The organism is Mucilaginibacter terrae, assembly GCF_042679325.1.
Classification (GTDB): domain Bacteria; phylum Bacteroidota; class Bacteroidia; order Sphingobacteriales; family Sphingobacteriaceae; genus Mucilaginibacter; species Mucilaginibacter terrae.
On record NZ_JBHTMJ010000018.1, the window covers coordinates 58,503 to 78,289 of the forward strand.

The window sequence follows — 19,787 nt, forward strand, 5'->3', positions numbered from 1 at the left end:
CTACGAGATGACTTTGCACGAAAGGATTGCCGAAAAAATAAATGGGCAGTTGAAAGGCTCAACAAACGAACAAGCTATAGCAAATTTAGCTACAATGCTTGAGGCTGATATAAAGTTTATTGGTGTCAGTTTTGCCTCTTACGCTATCCAAAACCCCGAATTGGAAACGAACCTGTTATTTGATGAATGGTTCGAAAATCATTTTAATGATCCGATTATTAAGACGTTTGAATAAAGTTGCAGAAAAGAGCGTGTCATTTCCAACTAAAATGACAGGCTCATTTGCACAACCAAGTCCCCTGATTATTGTATTAAATGATTTTTAGTCAACAAAATAGTAGTTTTTAAAAGCTAATTATCTTTTATTGGCCGCTTGCGGCAGGCTTATCATAAAAGCAGTTCCTTTGCCAGGCTCTGATGTAATTTGCATAGTGCCTTTTAAGTTATCAACCAGGTGCTTTACTAATGCCAGGCCAAAACCAAAACCTTGTTCGCCGCTGGTACCATTGGTGGTTTCTCCCTCACCTTTTAATATGAGGGCGATTTTTTCGGGGCTGATGCCAACGCCGGAATCTTCTACCTTAATTTGTAGTATATGACCGGTTGCTTCAATATCAATACCCAAATTTACGGTTACATGTCCTCCAGCCGGGGTAAATTTTATTGCGTTTGAAATTAAATTTCCTGCAATTTGCAGCAGCTTATTCTTTAAAAATGGTATGGCCTGCGTATTGGAGTTAGTAATAACCTCAAACTTCACCTTTTTATTAATAGCTTGAGGCACATACAGTTTCAGCAATTTTTCTTTTAGGGCTACCTGGTTGAATTCGTCGCTACCTAATATGTTATCTTTCTGTAGGTTTATCTTATCAACAGTTAATATTTCGTCGGCCAGTTCTAATATCGAATAACCGCTTTTTTGAATCAGATTGATAAATTCCAACACTTCATCCATGGTATTCTCATTGCCCTGCTCACTTATAATACGCGCCAAGCCAATAATGCCGCCCAAAGGACCACGAATATCGTGCGCTACCCGGCGCTGGTTCTCAGTAACCTCACTTATTTGGCTACGCAAATTATCTATCACACTTAGTGCTTTTAGCCGGTTTACAATTTCATCGGCAATAATCTTGAGCATTTCAACCTTTTCGGGTGTCAGATTGCGGGTTTGAGTATCCAGCACACATAAAGCGCCTAAATGTATCCCATTATCGGCCCGCAGAGGCACACCGTAATAATACCTGACTTTTGGGTAACCTGTAACATAAAATTTCTCTTTAAACCGCTCATCGGCCAAAAGATCGGGCACTTCAAAACCTTCTTTTTCTACAATAGTATATTGGCAAACCGAATCTTCACGATTCATTTGATCAATATCAAGTCCGTGGTTAGCTATGGTCCACTGGGTAAGGGAATCAATTAGGTTCACCATGGAAATATCGGTACCAGCAATTTTTGCGGCCAGTTTGCTTAAACTTTTTAAATTATCATTTAAGCTGGAATAATCAATATCCAGATCTGATAAGGCTTTTAACCTTTCCATTTCATTAGCGGGCATCGGCAATACAGTGCTCATAAATTGCATTTAATTTAAAGTGTTAAAGTACTTTAAAGTTATTGTTATAACAGCCTTATACATAAATTTTTAAAAAAGGTTACAGCAATTTAAGCAAATGTTATAAGTAGTAACTAACTTAAAAAGTACAATTAAAGCTGCAAAATGGTTACCTATTTATCAACTAAATTAAATAAGGCTGTGATTAAGTACATATAGAAATGGTTATAAATTTAAATAATGAGTTTAGCACATAACTGGGTAATCAGTTACCGTATATTCACAAATGAGGTTTGTAACAAAGAACAAAAGTATTCTTGCACCTGTTCCAGTACCTAAACACAAATTCATTATTGGCCTTTAACTTCATAACTATTATGAAAGTATATCAACAAACTGTACAACTCCGGTCCCGGCACAGGGGCTTTCATTTAATTACAACTGAAGTATTACAGGCTATGCCCCAGTTGGGCGAAATACAGGCGGGCATTTGCCAGGTGTTTATTCAGCATACATCGGCATCGCTTACTATTAACGAAAACGCCGACCCCACCGTACGGCAGGATTTTGAAATGTATTTTAACAAAGTAGTACCCGAAAATGACCCCGAATACCTGCATAACGACGAAGGTTCTGATGATATGCCCGCACACCTAAAAGCGGCAATGCTAGGCTTTTCGGTGATGATCCCCGTATGTAACGGCCAATTGGCGCTGGGTACCTGGCAGGGCATTTACCTGTGCGAGCACCGCAACTACGGCGGCAGCAGAAAGTTAGTGGTAACTATTTGGGGAGAATAACGACTCATTTATAAGCGTTTACGCTTGCGTATTTATTTCAAGCAGGAAGAGTTGTCATATTCAGCATGCAGGCGGATACTTGAGTTAGCCTTATAAATAGTTAACCCATTTAAACCATTATGCCTATCACAAGTCTTTTTTAATTGCAAAATATTTGTGCTCCTGTGGTTTTTGAGGCTAACCCAACACGTTATCAACACGTATAATGAGGCAAAAGTTTATATTTTTGGCGCTTGTATGAAATACATCTTCTTTGTAGTAATAATAATCGCAATCATGTTTCACCAACAAGCCTATAGCCAGGTAGAGGTTGCGCCCTGGGGCAACATTACCGGTATCCGTAAGCAGGGGCAACTGTTTAACCTGCAAACCAGTTTGCAGTACCTTAAAAAAGGTGGAGATCAGATTATAAGCACTGCCCGGGAACAGCAAACCCCTATTTATAACCGCAATGGAAACATACAAACGGTTACCACCCGTTTTGATAGTTTAATTTTTGAAAAAACGGTTACCGATGGCGGCGGCAATAAAGCACAGGTTAATATTAAGCTAATCTCAAAGGTAGATACCAGTATATTAGGAGTATTTTTTGTAGTGCGCATTCCTCGCGTGTCAGATAATTCGGCAAGGTTTAAGTTGGCTGATAATGAACAAAATTTTGACGTAGCTACCATCCCCACCAATGCCATTAAAGATTTGAATGGCGTTATGGCCAAGGGCTTTGAGTACAAATCAATTAACCTGGAGGTAAAGGTAAAAACCGAAAAACCCGACTCCGTACTGGTGCGTAAGGATGAAAACAATGGCGATATTTTAGTTTATTTTACTATAAAGGCCAATGATATTGCAAAAGGCGAAACCATTGAGAAAAGCTACCAGTTGGAAGCTAAAGGGAAAATTGATAAAGATCCGGTTAACCTAACATTTAATGCGGCGCAACAAGGGCGTAGGTTTGAAGGACTGGGCGGTAACTTTAGGCTGCAAAATGCTGCTACCGACCCGCAGGTGATAGATTATAGCTTGGAAAACCTGCGCTTGGCCTGGGGTAGAGTAGAAATGCCCTGGAAATTTTGGCAGCCCGAAAAAGATGCTAACCCTTTTGATGCCGCACAACAGAACCGTATTCATCCGCAGGTAATCAAAGCTATGGAAATGGCGCAGCGTTTATCCAAAAAAGGCATCCCGGTTATATTATCGGCGTGGTCTGCCCCTGATTGGGCTATTGTAGGCACACCTAATTTAAAACCCTTAAACGGTATTTGGGGCAACCCGCTTAATAAAGACATGATGACCGATATTTACCGGTCAATTACTCGGTATATCACTTACCTGCGCGATGCCTACGGCGTAGAGGTACAATATTTCTCGTTCAACGAATCGGACTTAGGTATTAATATTCGTATGACAGCGCAAGAGCATGCTGATTTTATTAAAGGTTTAGGGTCGTACATGAATACTAAAGGATTAAAAACCAAACTGCTGTTAGGCGATAACTCAGACGCCAACACTTGGGCGTTTTTAAACCTGGCCATGTCCGATACCGCTACCCATCCCTATATTGGTGCTATATCTTTTCACTCGTGGCGCGGATGGGAAACTGAAACCCTGCAAAAATGGGCCGATGCCGCTACTAAGCTTAATGTTCCTCTGCTGGTGGGCGAGGGCAGCATAGATGCCGCAGCTTGGCAGTACCCTGCTATTTTTCAGGAACCTACTTATGCCATGGAAGAAATTAACCTGTACACGCGTTTGCTGGCTATTTGCCAACCGGCTTCTATACTGCAATGGCAACTTACTGCTGATTATTCGCCACTGGCTGGCGGTGGCATTTTTGGTGATAACGGCGCCTTGCGTCCTACCCAGCGTTTCTGGAATTTAAAACAACTTTCTTCTACTCCCAAAAACCTTTACGCTATGCCTATCCAAAGCAGCCGTACCGACGTATCGGCTGCAGCACTGGGCGATAACAATACCGGCGTTTACACCATACACCTGGTTAACAACGGAGCCGGTAGGCAGGCGATTATTACCGGCATACCTTTAAAGGTTGAAAAGCTAAAGATCTATGTTACTAACCAAGAGGATTCGGTAAAAGAGTATGGTGAAAAAAAAGTATCGAACGGGCAGTTGAAATTTAAACTGCCGGCCAGGAGCTTTGTAACGTTGGTGAGTGAGTGATTTATAAGGATGAATCACCCGCGGGATAGGCTATCACTTGCAATGAAATGACAAAAGAGCATAATAAATCATATTACAACCTCTTCACTCCAAACCGTTCCGCCAGTAAGTTCAGATCGTCAACCACGGCCTGTACTAACGGTATGCCGTTCGTTTTTCTGTCCAGTTCTGCTTCCAGTTCGGGTTCGCCGGGGATAATTACTTTTTGATTGGGGTCAACTGTTTGGGCAGCTTTAAAGCGTTCTACCCAGTTATCTAAGTTAGCCTTAAATTCGGCAACAGGCCTAAAGCCATCTACCCGCATAGCGCCTAAAAAGTGGCCTATACCTTCTCCGGGTGGATTAGCCGACGGTTCCATAAAAGCAACGAATGGTGGTACCCAGGGACCGTAATTAGCGCCCGATAATACGCCCGATAATATATCTACCGTGGCACTTAGCCCAAAACCTTTATGACTGCCGTGCTCGCGGTCGCTGCCCAGGGGCAGAAGGGAGCCGCCTGTTTTCAACGCGTGCGGGTCGGTAGTAAAATTGCCGTTACAGTCCTGTATCCAACCTTCGGGAACAGGTTTGCCCGAACGCTGGGCTATTTCCAACTTACCATTGGCTGCGGCTGATGTGGCCATATCAACAATTACCGGCGGATATTTACCGGCCGGAAAAGCGTAACACATAGGGTTGGTGCCCAGCATACGTTCATTGGCAAAAGTGGGTGCCACCAGCGGACTTGCATTGGTCATGGCAAAACCTATCATATCTTTTTCCACCGCCATTAACGCATGGTAACCGGCAATACCAAAATGATTGGAATTTTTAACGGAAACCCATCCCGAGCCATAAATTTCGGCCTTTTGAATGGCTACTTTCATAGCAAACGGAGCCACCACCAAACCTAATCCGGCATCGCCATCAACGGTGGCCGTAGTGGCGGTTTCGTGTACCACGCGGATATTGGGGGTTGGGTTGATGCGTTGCTTTTCCCACAAACGCACATAGCCACTTAAGCGTGCTACGCCATGCGAATCTATGCCCCGCAAATCAGATTTTAACAATACATCAGCAGCTAATTGGGCGTGTTCCTGCGAGCAGCCTATGGACAGGAAAATGTTTTGGGTAAAAGTGCGGAGGGTAGCTTGAGAGAAAGTGTTTTGCATGACGATATTTTTGAATATGTTATTGCGAGGAGCGATAGCGACGTGGCAACCGTATTCTTGCATATCCAAACGTGTGCGGTTGCCACGCTACGCTCGCAATGACATGATGTGTATATATAGCGTTAAAGAGTTTTTTTAATCCTTAAATTCCTTAAATCCCGGTTCAGAGACTTACTCTGATAACACCGTAAATTTAAAGTCCAGCGGTTCAAAGTTGCGGATAAGTTCATCTATAAAAACCTGTCCCCATTTTACGTAAAACAAACCGAAATTTTCGCTACGTTCCTGCAAACTGTTCTTAGGAAATATTTCCTGTTTAATGGCTTCTATTTGTTGCAGGCGTGTTTCATAGTTGCGCTTTTCGGCTTTGGTAAGCTTGGTTTCCAGGTTATCTATAGCGTGTTTTAAACGTGCTTGTACCGCGCTGGTAGATGGACCTAAGGTTGGATCAATTTTATGCGTACGCAGTTTCAGCTTTTCAAAAATACACTGCAACTCGCGCCATTCGTCTTTCAAAGAAAGTTCGTGCTGACTATGGCTTTTGATCCATTCGTTTTTGATTTCGTCGGTTGCTTTAAATAACTGGGCAGCGGTGAGTTCCATCTTTTGGATCTTGGCTGTAGTTTCTTTACGGATCACCAAACCCGAATTACGTAAGATGAGGATAGGGAAGGTAACGCCGTAATAATCGAAGTTGGCTTTCAATTGCAGCCAGTACACAATTTCGGCCCCGCCGCCAATATAGGCTAAGTTGGGTAAAATATATTCCTGGTATAGTGGGCGCATTACCACGTTAGGACTAAAGCGTTCGGGGTGCTGGTTTATTTCCTGCTCCAGTTCGGCTTTGCTGAAACGCATATCGGTATTGAGTACATGGAATTGCTCTCCTTCCTGCACTATACGTTCGCGTAAATTATCCTGCAGGTAAAAAAAGTTGATCTCTCTTGGGTTTACCTGGGTATGTACACCGAGGTTTTGCAAAAGGGAATTGCTCTCATTAATATGCTTAAAGCTGTTTTGCTCTGTAATATCTTGTTTAATAATGCCGGCAAACTGCTGTTTCAGGCGACTATCGTCGGCATCAATAATAACTAAACCGTACTGGCCAAACAGCGCGTTAACCAAGTAGCGCATGGCATCGGTTAAAGTTGAGTGTTTGCCGTAAGCCGTTTCTACGATCTCGGCTAATTCGGCTGAATGTCCATCTAAACCTAAAATTCCTTTATACTGGTTCAGGCATTCGCGAAAAGTGGTAATATCCAACCGGCCGGTAGCACCGCTTACTTCCTGGTTCCACTGAATTTTTTTGCTGCCGATATTGGTATAATTGATCTCCGCAAAATCATGATCTTCGGAAGCCATCCAATATACCGGCACAAAATTTTTATCGGGAAATGCTTCCTCTAACTGGCGACACAATTTAATGGCCGTTACAATTTTGTAGAGAAAGTACATAGGGCCGGTGAACACATTTAACTGGTGACCGGTAGTAATGGTGTAAGTATTGTCTTGCTTTAGTAGATCGATATTGCCTTTTACCATAAGTGTAAAAGGCATCTCGGGCGCACCGGCTTTGCTATATTGTTCGGTTAATAACTGGGCAAGCAGTTCGCGGTTGGCAGTTACCTGTTTGTGCTCTAAAAGCTGGGTAAAGCCTTTTAAATCGGGGCGGTAGCTATAAAACGATTTCAACTCGGGCACATCGTCCAAATAGTCGGTTACTGTTTTGGAGAAAAAGCCGGTTTCTTGATAATCGATACAGGTAGCGTCCATAGCTTTCAAAAGTAGGAGCATTATTGATATAGCCCCTACTGCTTAATATTATTTTACAATTTGTCCATAAAGATCAAAGTCTTCTGCACTATCAATCTTTACGTTTACAAAACTACCAACAGTAGCATATTGTTGAGTGGCATCAATTAAAACTTCGTTATCCACATCAGGCGAATCGAACTGGGTGCGGCCGGTTAAGTAACCACCATCAATTTTATCAATTAGTACTTTGTAGGTATGGCCAATCTTTTCCTGGTTCTTTTCGTACGAAATGCCTTGCTGTAGTTCCATAATGGCTTCCACGCGTTCCTGCTTAATATCTTCAGGAACATCATCTACCAAACTATGCGCATGTGTTTTTTCCTCATGCGAGTAGGTAAAGCAGCCTAAGCGGTCAAATTTGGTTTCTTCCACCCAGTTGTACATTTCTTCAAAATCTTGCAAAGTTTCGCCGGGGTAACCGGTAATAAGCGTGGTACGCAAAGCCATACCCGGCACCTTATCGCGAATAGCGTTCACCAGGTCGATGGTTTTTTGCTTGGTAGTACCACGGCGCATCGATTTCAGCATATTATCGGTAATGTGCTGTAAAGGCATATCCAGGTACTTGCAAATATTTTCGCGCTCGTTCATGGCATCCAATATTTCCATAGGGAAACCTGAAGGATAAGCATATTGCAAGCGGATCCACTCTATACCTTCCACGTCTGATAAACGGCGCAGTAATTCATCGAGATTACGCTTACCGTAAATATCCAAACCATAATAAGTAAGGTCTTGTGCAATCAGGATCAGCTCCTTGGTACCTTGTTTGGCCAAACTTTTAGCCTGACTAACCAACTGATCCATTGGGGTGCTTACATGCTTGCCACGCATCAACGGGATAGCACAAAACGAGCAGGGACGGTTACAGCCCTCGGCTATTTTAAAGTAGGCAAAGTGCGATGGTGTGGTGAGCATTCGCTCGCCCAGTAATTCATATTTGTAATTAGCACCAACACTTTGCAATAAATTTTCCAGATCGTTTGTACCAAAGTAAGCATCTACATTAGTGATCTCGGCTTGTAGTTCGGGTTTGTAGCGTTCCGATAAGCATCCGGTTACAATAACCTTTCCCACCTTACCCTGCTCTTTTAACTCACTGTATTGTAAGATGGTATCGATAGATTCCTGCTTGGCGTTATCAATAAAACCGCAGGTGTTAATCACAATAATATCGTTACTGTTCACGGTTTCGGCCTCGTGTACTACATCAAACGCCTGGCCTTTCAGCTGGCCCATGAGTACTTCGGAGTCGTATATATTTTTAGAACAGCCCAAAGTAACCACGTTTACACGAGGCTTAGGGGCAAGTATGGATTGGAATATATCCTTAGTCTTCATAAACACTTATCTTTTCGAAGCCCCCTCTAAATCTCCCCCCGGGAGGGGAGACTTTTAATGAACTTATATTTTAAAGCCCTCCCTCCCGGGGAGGGTTGGGAGGGGCTATTTTTTTACTTATTAAATAACGAGTTCACAAACGCCTTACGGTCAAACAACTGCAAATCGTTCATGCTTTCGCCTACACCTATATATTTAACCGGGATCTTAAACTGGTCGGATATGCCTATCACCACGCCACCTTTAGCAGTGCCATCCAGTTTGGTTAGGGCCAGGGCATTTACGTTGGTAGCCTCGGTGAACTGCTTGCATTGCTCAATAGCGTTTTGGCCGGTTGAGGCATCCAGCACGAGTAAGATCTCATGCGGTGCGCCTGGGATCACCTTTTCCATTACGTTTTTGATCTTGGTAAGCTCGTTCATTAAACCCACTTTGTTGTGCAAACGGCCGGCGGTATCTATTATCGCTACATCATCGCCATTGGCAACGGCCGAGCGTAGAGTATCGAAAGCCACCGAGGCGGGATCGGACCCCATAGGCTGGGCTACTACGCGTACACCCACACGGTCGCCCCAAAGTTGTATCTGGTCAACGGCGGCAGCACGGAAAGTATCGGCAGCACCTAACACTACCTTATTGCCGGTTTGTTTTAACTGGTGTGCCAGTTTGCCAATGGTGGTAGTTTTACCTACACCGTTAACACCCACAACCATGATTACGTATGGCTTTTGATTGCCGTACTCAAAGGTTTGAAAATCGTTGCTGTTATTTTCGGCCAGCAGGTTCTGTATCTCATCGCGCAGGATGGTGTTAAGCTCTGATGTGCTTACGTACTTATCGCGCGCAACGCGGGCTTGTACACGTTCTACAATTTTAAGGGTAGTGGTTACACCCACGTCGGAAGTAACCAGCACTTCTTCCAAATCGTCCAGCACATCATCATCAACGGTAGATTTACCGGCAATAACTTTGGTTATCTTAGAAAGAAAGTTGTCCTTGGTTTTTTCCAAACCGGTGTCTAACGCTTCTTGTTGTTGCGGCGTACTTTCTTTCTTCTTAAAAAAATCAAATAATCCCATATTATTTTGGATGTGCAGATTGAATGATGTGCAGATGTGCAAATATACGTAAACCCCCCAACCCCCTAAAGGGGGAGCATGAAGAATAGTAAATAATGAATATCAAATGATTAACCTTTACTTTGAAAAAGAACATTTGATCTTGTACTCCCCCTTTAGGGGGCCGGGGGGTACAAAAAAAGCCCTCTTGAAAACAAGACGGCTTCTGTATATCCTTAATAAAGATTAATTACTGGGCTTTAGCCAAGTCAATTGCATCCTTAACGTGGTCGTTATGAACGATTGCTTCTTTAAATGAATAAGCACCCGTTTTAGGCGACTTAATCATGGTAATTACTTTAGAGTACTCTTTACCTTTACCGGTTTTCAGGGTTGCAACTACTTTCTTTGCCATATCTTGTTAATGTTTGAGTTACTGAATGAGCGAATGAGTTAGTAGCTAAAACAAATCAACTACTTAAACAAATCAACCAATCAACTAACCGATTACTTAATTTCTTTGTGAGTGGTTACTTTACGTAATACCGGGTTAAATTTTTTCAATTCTAAACGCTCGGTTGTATTTTTCTTGTTCTTGGTAGTGATGTAACGAGACATACCTGGCATACCACTTTCTTTATGCTCGGTGCACTCTAATATTACCTGAACTCTATTGCCTTTTTTAGCCATCTTCTTGGTTATTATGTTGTTGGTAATTGAGTTATTGTGTTTAAGAGTTATTAGCTATTGGGTAAGCAACTTAATAACCTAATCAACCAATAACGATCTACTAAATGTATCCTTTTTTAACAAATTTATTCAAACAAGCAGTTATACCATTTTTACTAATGGTTTTTACAGCTGAAGTAGATACTTTAAGGGTGATCCATTTATCTTCTTCAGGGATATAAAACTTCTTGATTTTTAAGTTAGGATAAAACTTACGGTTAGTCTTAACGTTTGAGTTAGAAACGTTATGGCCGCTCATCGGGCTTTTTCCTGTTAAATCACAAATTCTTGACATGACAAAACTATTTTAAGTGTCTTTTTCTAAAAGAGTGTGCAAATATCAGGAAATTAAGTGAATAATTCAATAGCTGATTCAAAAAATTTTCAAAAACATGCAAACCTTATTTTGAAGCTAAACTTGGACTAACTCCATCAGCATCAGTAGCGTTAAAATTACGTTTAAAAGTAGTATTACTGCATAGGGTATTAGGGCAAAATAATTATCTTGCGCTACCAATATATTTAATACCTATTATGAAGATCAACTCGTTTGAGCACTATCAGCAATTATATGATCAAAGCGTAAACCAGCCCGAGCAGTTTTGGGAAGATGTAGCTAATACTTTTCAATGGCGCAAAAAGTGGGACAAGGTGCTGAGCTGGAATTTCAAAGAACCCAGCATCAAATGGTTTGAGGGTGCTAAACTTAACATTACCGAAAACTGCCTCGACCGTCACCTGGAAACCAATGGCGATACGCCCGCCATTGTATGGGAACCTAACGACCCTGCCGAACATCACCGCGTTATTAGCTATAAGCAACTGCACTTTAAGGTTTGCCAGTTTGCCAACGTGTTAAAAAATAACGGTGTACAAAAAGGCGATCGCATTTGTATTTATATGCCTATGGTACCCGAACTGGCTATTGCCGTATTGGCCTGTGCCCGTATTGGCGCAGTACATTCGGTTATATTCGGCGGGTTTTCGGCACAATCCATTGCCGACCGTATTCAGGATGCGCAGTGTAATGTGGTTATTACCGCTGATGGTGGTTTCCGCGGCCCGAAAGATCTTCCGTTAAAATCGGTTATTGATGACGCGCTGGTGCAGTGCCCATCGGTTAAGCGCGTAATTGTGTTAACCCGCAGCCGTACCCCGGTGAGTATGATCAAAGGGCGCGATGTATGGTGGGAAGACGAAATTAAAAAGGTAGAAACCCAGGGTAACCCCGCCTGCCCGGCCGAAGAAATGGATGCCGAGGATATGCTCTTTATTTTATATACCTCCGGTTCTACCGGTAAGCCTAAGGGCGTGGTGCATACCTGCGGCGGGTATATGGTGTACACGGGTTACACGTTCGATACCGCTTTTCAGTACCAGAAAGGGGAGGTGTACTTTTGCACGGCCGATATTGGCTGGATCACCGGCCACTCTTATATAGCTTACGGGCCGCTTACGCAAGGCGCTACCAACTTAATGTTTGAGGGCGTACCTACCTGGCCCGATGCCGGCCGTTTGTGGGATATTGTAGAAAAACACAAAGTCAATATTTTATATACCGCGCCAACGGCCATCCGCTCGCTTATGAGCTTTGGTAACGATATGCTGAACGGTAAAAACCTGAGTTCGCTCACTAAATTAGGTTCGGTTGGTGAACCGCTGAACGAGGAAGCCTGGCACTGGTTCGACGAAAGAATAGGCCATGGCAAATGCCCTATTGTAGATACCTGGTGGCAAACCGAAACCGGCGGATTTATGATTTCGCCCATTGCCGGTGTAACGCCGCTTAAGCCGGGCTACGCCAGTTTGCCGCTGCCGGGTGTGCAACCTGTATTGGTTGACGAGAATGGCAAGGAGATAGCAGGTAACGGCGTAAGCGGGAACTTGTGCATTAAGTTTCCGTGGCCGGGAATGCTGCGCACTACCTATGGCGATCATGAACGCTGCCGTCAAACTTATTTTGCCACTTACGAAAACCTTTACTTTACCGGCGACGGCTGCCTGCGCGATGCCGACGGCTACTATAAAATTACCGGTAGGGTAGATGATGTGCTCAACGTATCGGGTCACCGCATTGGTACGGCCGAGGTAGAAAACGCCATTAACATGCACAGCAGCGTGGTAGAATCGGCCGTGGTGGGTTATCCGCACGATATTAAGGGACAAGGCGTGTACGCGTTCGTGATTTCGCCTAACAACCATGGCGATGATGAACTTACCCGCAAGGATATCTTGATGACCGTAACCCGCATTATAGGCGCTATTGCCAAGCCCGATAAAATTCAGTTTGTAACCGGCCTGCCCAAAACCAGGTCGGGTAAAATTATGCGCCGCATCCTCCGTAAAATAGCCGAAGGCGAAACCGATAACCTGGGCGATACCAGCACCCTTTTAGATCCGGGTGTGGTGGAGGAGATTAAGGCAGGGGCGTTGTAATTAGTAGCAGTGGTTAGTGGCAGGAGCAGCAACAGAAAGGATTTAAATTGTCTTAGTCTACGTCGTGTGCCTTACTTTCTCTAAGCAGATATTTGGTGTGTGAAGAAAAAAACCGACCAAAGGCTGAAAATAAATTGCCTAAAGGGCACAATGGGATCATAAGTGCGTATAAATGAACTATTTGTTCTGAAAATTGAAATGTTTTTTTCCTCAGACCGTATTTATTTATTAGATTTCAAAAATTATAAATAATGAAAAATAAAAATTGGGAAGCCTGGGTAAATATGGAGTTACCATTAAATACCCCAGGGGGCGTTTTGCAGGTTAACGGAGAACTATTTGTTGACGAGAAAGCAAAATATTCGTTAATTGAAGCAGTTAATCAACCGATAAACTCTAAGGAGTTGCTGCTTGAGGTTTCACCAAGCGCCGAAGGAGGTGATATGGAAACTTTACTTCATTATCAGAAAGATTTAATGGAGGAGGGGCAATATAAATCGGTTAGAATAATTGGGGCTGGAAAAGAAGACATTTTGATAGAAGACATAGAGATTATCACTAAAGATGAGGTTGCTGCTGCTGATAATTTAAGCCCGGCCAACAATACGCCACGTAAGCGCCCGAAATCAATTTCTTATTATATGGGTGATGAATTTTTGCATGAAGATAAATTTTTCTACAACGCAAAAAACCTGCTTGAACGAATAGAAGGTGGCTGGGATGATGGTTTATATGAATATGATTCTTTTAATAAGCTTGTTTCGTTTAAGAATGAGAATGAGACCAAAAGTTTAAAATACGATTCGAAAGGACGGTTTAGCGTTATAGACATTTCGAGAGGCCAGGAAGCATTGAAATCTGCGAGTGTCCATTCAATAATTTCTAAAGCTATTATAAAAAAATTGCAGAGTAGTGGAAAAGAAACACAGGAAAGGTGGAAATTTTCTTACAGCATTAGAGGTAGATTAGCTAGAATAGATATCTACGAAGTTCAGAATAATCAAGAAAGTTTTGTTGAAACACTTAAATTGGATTACACAATTTCTGGTAAATTAAAACAACTTAAGGGAAGTGAATTAACGATGAGATGGACTTTTGATGATTACTATAATGCCTTATATAACACTCACGCGTTTTACATACTTCAAGAATTTTTGCCGATTTATAATAACGTTATTAAACTGGTAGAGACCATGAGCGGGGAAAGCGGAGAAGTTAGTTTCATCTCATCTTTTACCTACAAGTACAATTCGGATGGTTTCCCTGTAGAAGAAGAATTTGAAATTAAAGGAGCTAATGGAGAAATCCCCGAACCTGCTTACACCAAAAAATTATTAGAATATGAAAATTATTAATTGGTAAAAGATGTGGGAATTAATATTGCTAAATAACAAACAATTTTCTTTTAAACAGGTGGCCGTATTTGACACTTTTGAAGAGGCGTTAGCGGCCAGGTCAGATATGAACAATGAATTTATTTTGTATTGTGGCCCATTGCCATCCACTAAACCCGAAATTAGAGCTATAGCGGCTAAAATCAATAATTTTCATCATAATCACATAGTTTTACTAACACTTGGAAACGCACAAACATCGGGTATGTATTATTGTGAAAATACTGATGGAGAAGGAGATACTTACAGGATTAAATGCTTTTACTGGAATAGCAACAATATAGGATATGGATGGAAACTAGATGGTGGGCCTTGTCCTGAGTAGAAAGACTGTTTAATCACACACTCTTCCTTGCACATATATTCCCCAAACCATATTAGAATTCTATTAGATTGAAGTTCCTATCACCAAAAACACGGCACATAACACAAACAAAATAACCATTACCGGCCAGATGAATTTCCACCAGGCTTTTATGCTAATGCCTACCAGCGCAAGCGAGGGCAGCAGCAAACCCGTAGGTGTAACTAACCCCATAATTCCCATACCAAAAAGGTAACTGTTCACAATTTCGCGGCCGGGCACGTGAGCGGCCACGGCTAAACCGCCTATAATGGGCATGGTAACCACCGCCATACCCGAACTGCTGGAAATAAACAGCGTAAACAGGCAATAGACCATCAGCAACAGCACAATAAACACACCTGATGGTAAACCGCTGATCAGTTGCGCGGCTTCATGCACTATGGTATCGCTTATATTGCCGCCATCTAATATGGCCGTAACGCCGCGGGCGGCACCAATAATAAAGGCCACGCTGAGTAAGCCTTCGGCACCTTTAATAAAGGTATCAATAAACACTTTTTGATCCATGCGCTGTAATACCGCAATCAACACTGCGGCTATCAAGAACACGGACGACATTTCGAGCAGCCACCAGTGCCATACCACCACGCCGGTTATCATGGTGGCAAAGGCCAAAAAGAACACCACCAGCAACAGCTTGTTCCGCATCGACAGTTTAACACCTGCAGTTTGCTCTTTAAACGATGGGAACGGGCTTTGAACAGCACCATCATACCGGTAAACCAGCGAAGCCTCTGGGTTAAGCCTTACCTTTTGCGCATACCGAAACAGGTACACAATATAAATGGTGGCCGATAGCACGAACATGAGCAAGCGGCCATTCAAACCATCTGTCCAGCTGATACCACAGGCATTGGAAGCGATAATGGTAGAAAAAGGATTGGAAAAAGAAGACAGCGTACCCAACTGTGTACCGCCGAAGATAACGGCAACCGGCACTAACAGATCGTACCCGGCTGCCAGAAACAGCGGCACCAGTACGGGGTAAAAGGCAAATGCTTCTTCGGCCATACCGTAAGAGGCACCACCAAACGTAAGCAGGAAAGTCAGGATAATAATAAGCAGCCCTTCACGACCCTTCATGGTAGCCGATAGACTTTTCAGCCCGGCCTCCAATGCGCCGGTAGCGTTAAACACCTGTATAAATCCACCTATCAATAATACGAACAAAATAATATCGATGGTATCGTACAACCCTTTAATAGGCGCTTCTATTACACTAATTACACCTTGGGCATTTTTAGGCAGGCGATGATAAGTACCCGGCACCGATATAGGCTTACGAATAGTCCCTTGCTCAAAAGCCGTAATTGGCGCGCTGATGTGCAAACTATCCAACGTGCGCTGCGTGGCGGGTAAGGTTAAGTCGCTACCATTTTTACTGAGCGTGAAAGAAGGCTTATTGTAAGTAAGCGTATCGAACTTACCCGCAGGCACCAACCAGGTAGCAAGCGCAGCCAGTACTATAACACCCATGAGTATGGTGAGTGGATGCGGTATTTTATTGAGTAGGGTCATGTTAGTTATTCATTATGAAGAATTCTTTTCAATTCCCCTCTTCGGAGGGCGTGCGGCTGACTATGAACGGGCAGGTGTGGGTTTTTCTAAACGCGAAAGGACATACCCTTTACCCCATCTTAAGAGGGAAATAGACATATTACATACCTCCTAATTCTTCCTTACATTTTTCAGCACCAGCAAATTTTGCGCATTATAGCTGTAGCCAGTAATATTGTTTTGGTACAGGTTAACCAGCTTGTCGTAATATAAAATCACTACCGGTGCCTGCTCCATTACCAGATTATCCATTTGCTGATAAAGTTTAAAGCGCCGGGTATCGTCGCTAACCTGGTAGGCCTGCTCAAAAAGCGTATCAAACTGTTTATTATTAAAACCCGTGTAATTAGGCCCAAACGGGATCTTGTTTTTGCTATAAAAAACCGACAAATAATTTTCCCCATCAGGATAATCGGCAATCCATGAGGCTCGGAAAAAATTAACACCGTTCTTGGCTATCAGTTCGCGCAAGCTTGCACCTTGAACCAGTTCTACCTGTGTAGGGATGCCCACCTGCTGTAGTTCGCCCTGTATGTATTCGATCAGATCGCGGTAACTGGTGGTGGTACTCAACACAATTTCGGGCAGGTTTTTACCGCCAGGAAAGCCAGCCTCTATGAGCAAGCGCTTAGCTTGAGCAGGATCATATCGGTAACCTTTTACGGCTGTACTATCATACCCAGGCATGCCCTCGGGTATAAAACCTGCATAACCCGGCGTACCAGTGCTATTACGCAGGTATTTAATCATTTTAGCTTTATTAATGGCATAGTTAATGGCCTGCCTAACTTTGCGCAAGCGCAAAGGCGAATGTTTTACAATGGCCTTGCTGGTATCTATGAGGATGCCCAGATATTCGGTGTTTAAAAAGGGGGAAATATTCATTTTGAACTCCCCTTTGTATTTTTTAGTGATGTGGCCGCTCTTGGTTAAAATATCATCGCGATAGCTACCGTTAATGCCATTAAAGAAATCGAGTTTCTTTTTAATAAACTCCATAAAGGCGGTTTGCTTATCGCTGATGAAAGTAGCCTTTACGGCATCCAAATAAGGCAGCGCTTGTCCCTGGTTATCTTTTTCCCAGTAATGCTCGTTTTTGAGCAGCACCATTACCTCGCCTTCTTTCCAGTACTTAAACTTAAACGGACCGGTACCTATAGGGTGACTGCGAAAATCTTTACCGTAATACTCTACCACCTCACGCGGTACTACAGAACAGTATTGCGCTGTAAGTAAGCTCATAAGGGGCGGGAACGGCTCTTTTAACCGGATTTGAAAAGTACTATCGTTAAGGGCAATAAAAGCCTCTTTGCCGGTCACCTTATCGCTAAAGATCCACGAACCGGAGGAGGCTACTTTTGGATCTATTAAGCGGCTAAAGCTATAGGCAAAATCGGCAGCGGTAGCGCGGCGGCCTTTGCCCCCGTTAAACAGGGTATCGTTATGAAAATACACATCGTTGCGCAGGTGAAACGTATAGGTTTTTCCATCGGCATTTAGTTTCCAGGTTTTGGCAACGCATGGTTTAATATGCAGGCTATCGTCAATTTGCACCAGTCCGTTAAATAGCTGGTTACTCATCCAAAGTGCGTTTTGATTACGGGCGAAGGCAGGGTCCATCGAGCTAAGACCTTCATCTAAATTAATGTTGAAAATTGTTTTTCCTGTTGCTTCACCGGCAGGCTTACATGCCCCTAACACCAGTATTATCAATAGTAACCAACCAATATGCTTAAACCCGTACATGTGCTAAATATCAGAAATAATTTATGGAGTAGTTTACATTAAAGCCAGGCAATTGGTCAAATAAGCATTTTTGCTGTACTTTAGCTCAACCTACACAACAACTACATGAACAAAGGACGAATAGAAGCTTTTAGCGATGGGGTAATTGCCATTATTATCACCATTATGGTACTCGAACTAAAAACGCCTCACCATGAAAGTTTAGAAGCATTAAAGCCATTAATACCGGTAGCTCTTAGTTATTTGCTTAGCTTTGTATATGTGGGTATATACTGGAACAACCACCATCACCTTTTTCACGCGGTAAAGCAAGTGCGTGGTGTGGCGCTTTGGGCTAACCTGCATTTATTGTTCTGGCTATCAATTATTCCGTTTGTTACCAGTTGGATGGGCGAAAACCACTTTGAAAAATGGCCGGTTATTATGTACGGTGTTGTGCTTACGCTAAATTCCATCGCTTTTATTATGCTGGCCGCCGTACTGGTCAAACAGGCTGGGCCTGATTCGGCCCTCGCACAGGCTGTGGGTAAGGATTGGAAAAGTAAAGTTTCTTTTGCAATATATTTAAGCGCTATAGGTTTGGCCTTTGTTGAACCTAAAATTGGTTTAGCTTTATACACGCTTGTAGCCGTAATATGGTTTTTACCCGATAGAAGGATTGAGAAGGTACTGTTGGAGAAAAATTAATAACCTATGCATCAGCTATTTGTTTACAATATTTATTAGCAGGTGTAACGAAAGCTTCGATTTGGTAATCTACCCTGTATATAATCCATATCATATGAAACCCTATTTGCTAATGTTACTGTTATTAACTGGTTTAAACTTAACCGGTATAGCCCAGCAAAAATCTCCAACTAATAAAATAAACATCATGTTAATGGGCAGCACCCACTTTGGGCAGGAAAGCTTTCACAAGCAAGGTGCAAGTATGGACCTGTTTAGCCCCGCCCGCCAAAAAGAAGTGGCCGACATTAACAACCAGATTGCTAAATACAAACCCGACCTGATACTGATTGAGCGGGAACCCAGCGAACAACAAACCGTTGACAGCTTGTACCAATTATTTATAAACGGGAAACTACAATTTAACCAGCTAAAATATGGCCGTGCCGAAGAGTATCAATTTGGTTATACATTGGCCAGGCATCTGGGTTTAGCTCATGTTTATGGGGTTGATTATTACAACGGTCTATCTACCCGTTTGCTAAAAGAAGGCAAAGACCTGCAAATTTTTTCGCAGGGGCTAAGCGATTATTCTAATATGGGCCGTGGGATAGATCAGCAATTGAAAGATAATAAACTATTGCTCAAAAGTTATTTGCTTAAGCTAAATGCACCCGAAACCTACCAGTTAACGTACCATACCATATTTATTAATCCGGCCAAAGTAACCAACGGAAGTTTCGGGAAGGTAGATAATACCGTAGATACCACCCGTATTGATAAAGAACATATTGGCGCCGAATACATATCTTTATTTTACAGCCGCGAACTCAAGATCTACAGCAATATATTAAGCGTGCAACAGGCTCAGCAGGGCAAACGCATCCTGGTAATTATGGGTCAGCGCCACGCAGCCGTTCTATCCAAGATCTTTGATAACGACCCGGCCTTTGCCTTGGTACCGTTAAGCCGTTATTTAAAATAGTATA

At 42.8% G+C, this 19,787-nt stretch carries 18 protein-coding genes; 8 read left to right on the top strand and 10 right to left on the bottom strand.

Annotation, left to right across the window (positions count from 1 at the left end; translation table 11 throughout):
• The first annotated feature begins 7 nt into the window (after positions 1-7).
• Positions 8-235 (top strand): hypothetical protein, encoded by a 228-nt coding sequence (locus ACFQ3S_RS17785; protein ID WP_377166978.1) that lies wholly within the window; start codon positions 8-10, stop codon positions 233-235.
• Positions 236-355: 120 nt separating this feature from the next.
• Here ACFQ3S_RS17785 and ACFQ3S_RS17790 read toward each other — a convergent pair whose 3' ends face one another.
• On the bottom strand, positions 356-1,579 hold the full coding sequence (locus ACFQ3S_RS17790; RefSeq protein ID WP_377166980.1) for a GAF domain-containing sensor histidine kinase: 1,224 nt from the start codon (positions 1,577-1,579) through the stop codon (positions 356-358).
• Positions 1,580-1,935: 356 nt separating this feature from the next.
• On the opposite strand from ACFQ3S_RS17790, the gene ACFQ3S_RS17795 reads away from it, so the two are divergent.
• Together ACFQ3S_RS17795 and ACFQ3S_RS17800 are read left to right on the top strand one after the other, a co-directional pair.
• A complete protein-coding gene (locus ACFQ3S_RS17795) occupies positions 1,936-2,358 on the top strand; it encodes a secondary thiamine-phosphate synthase enzyme YjbQ (protein WP_377166982.1) in 423 nt (140 codons plus the stop codon).
• Positions 2,359-2,634: 276 nt separating this feature from the next.
• Positions 2,635-4,536, top strand: coding sequence for a hypothetical protein (locus ACFQ3S_RS17800; protein ID WP_377166984.1), 1,902 nt, complete (start codon positions 2,635-2,637; stop codon positions 4,534-4,536).
• Positions 4,537-4,609: 73 nt separating this feature from the next.
• Here the strand turns inward: ACFQ3S_RS17800 and ACFQ3S_RS17805 are convergent, their stop codons facing one another.
• From ACFQ3S_RS17805 to rpmB, 7 genes are all read right to left on the bottom strand, one after another.
• Positions 4,610-5,689 (bottom strand): Ldh family oxidoreductase, encoded by a 1,080-nt coding sequence (locus ACFQ3S_RS17805; RefSeq protein WP_377166986.1) that lies wholly within the window; start codon positions 5,687-5,689, stop codon positions 4,610-4,612.
• Between the two features lie 171 nt (positions 5,690-5,860).
• A complete protein-coding gene (gene bshC, locus ACFQ3S_RS17810) occupies positions 5,861-7,483 on the bottom strand; it encodes a bacillithiol biosynthesis cysteine-adding enzyme BshC (protein ID WP_377166988.1) in 1,623 nt (540 codons plus the stop codon).
• Between the two features lie 27 nt (positions 7,484-7,510).
• A complete protein-coding gene (gene rimO / locus ACFQ3S_RS17815) occupies positions 7,511-8,845 on the bottom strand; it encodes a 30S ribosomal protein S12 methylthiotransferase RimO (RefSeq protein ID WP_377166990.1) in 1,335 nt (444 codons plus the stop codon).
• A 113-nt stretch (positions 8,846-8,958) separates the two neighbouring features.
• Positions 8,959-9,924, bottom strand: a complete 966-nt coding sequence (gene ftsY / locus ACFQ3S_RS17820; RefSeq protein WP_377166992.1) for a signal recognition particle-docking protein FtsY — start codon at positions 9,922-9,924, stop codon at positions 8,959-8,961.
• 229 nt (positions 9,925-10,153) lie between these two features.
• A complete protein-coding gene (locus ACFQ3S_RS17825; RefSeq protein WP_188418298.1) occupies positions 10,154-10,318 on the bottom strand; it encodes a DUF4295 domain-containing protein in 165 nt (54 codons plus the stop codon).
• A 92-nt stretch (positions 10,319-10,410) separates the two neighbouring features.
• Positions 10,411-10,593, bottom strand: a complete 183-nt coding sequence (gene rpmG, locus ACFQ3S_RS17830; protein ID WP_157539955.1) for a 50S ribosomal protein L33 — start codon at positions 10,591-10,593, stop codon at positions 10,411-10,413.
• Positions 10,594-10,693: 100 nt separating this feature from the next.
• Positions 10,694-10,927, bottom strand: coding sequence for a 50S ribosomal protein L28 (gene rpmB, locus ACFQ3S_RS17835; RefSeq protein ID WP_377166995.1), 234 nt, complete (start codon positions 10,925-10,927; stop codon positions 10,694-10,696).
• A 239-nt stretch (positions 10,928-11,166) separates the two neighbouring features.
• Here rpmB and acs point away from each other — a divergent pair, with 239 nt between their 5' ends.
• From acs to ACFQ3S_RS17850, 3 genes are all read left to right on the top strand, one after another.
• The gene (gene acs / locus ACFQ3S_RS17840) at positions 11,167-13,068 is read left to right on the top strand and encodes an acetate--CoA ligase (RefSeq protein WP_377166997.1); all 1,902 of its coding nucleotides are present in this window, start codon (positions 11,167-11,169) and stop codon (positions 13,066-13,068) included.
• 251 nt (positions 13,069-13,319) lie between these two features.
• The gene (locus tag ACFQ3S_RS17845) at positions 13,320-14,423 is read left to right on the top strand and encodes a hypothetical protein (RefSeq protein ID WP_377166999.1); all 1,104 of its coding nucleotides are present in this window, start codon (positions 13,320-13,322) and stop codon (positions 14,421-14,423) included.
• 10 nt (positions 14,424-14,433) lie between these two features.
• A complete protein-coding gene (locus ACFQ3S_RS17850) occupies positions 14,434-14,787 on the top strand; it encodes a hypothetical protein (protein ID WP_377167001.1) in 354 nt (117 codons plus the stop codon).
• Positions 14,788-14,850: 63 nt separating this feature from the next.
• On the opposite strand, the gene ACFQ3S_RS17855 is transcribed toward ACFQ3S_RS17850, so the two are convergent.
• Both ACFQ3S_RS17855 and ACFQ3S_RS17860 read right to left on the bottom strand, forming a co-directional pair.
• Positions 14,851-16,347 (bottom strand): YfcC family protein, encoded by a 1,497-nt coding sequence (locus tag ACFQ3S_RS17855; RefSeq protein ID WP_377167003.1) that lies wholly within the window; start codon positions 16,345-16,347, stop codon positions 14,851-14,853.
• 150 nt (positions 16,348-16,497) lie between these two features.
• Positions 16,498-18,132, bottom strand: a complete 1,635-nt coding sequence (locus ACFQ3S_RS17860; protein ID WP_377167006.1) for an ABC transporter substrate-binding protein — start codon at positions 18,130-18,132, stop codon at positions 16,498-16,500.
• Positions 18,133-18,237: 105 nt separating this feature from the next.
• On the opposite strand from ACFQ3S_RS17860, the gene ACFQ3S_RS17865 reads away from it, so the two are divergent.
• On the top strand, positions 18,238-18,819 hold the full coding sequence (locus tag ACFQ3S_RS17865; RefSeq protein WP_377167008.1) for a TMEM175 family protein: 582 nt from the start codon (positions 18,238-18,240) through the stop codon (positions 18,817-18,819).
• A 112-nt stretch (positions 18,820-18,931) separates the two neighbouring features.
• Entirely contained in the window at positions 18,932-19,783 is an 852-nt protein-coding gene (locus ACFQ3S_RS17870) for a DUF5694 domain-containing protein (RefSeq protein ID WP_377167010.1), read from the top strand.
• Positions 19,784-19,787 lie beyond the last annotated feature (4 nt).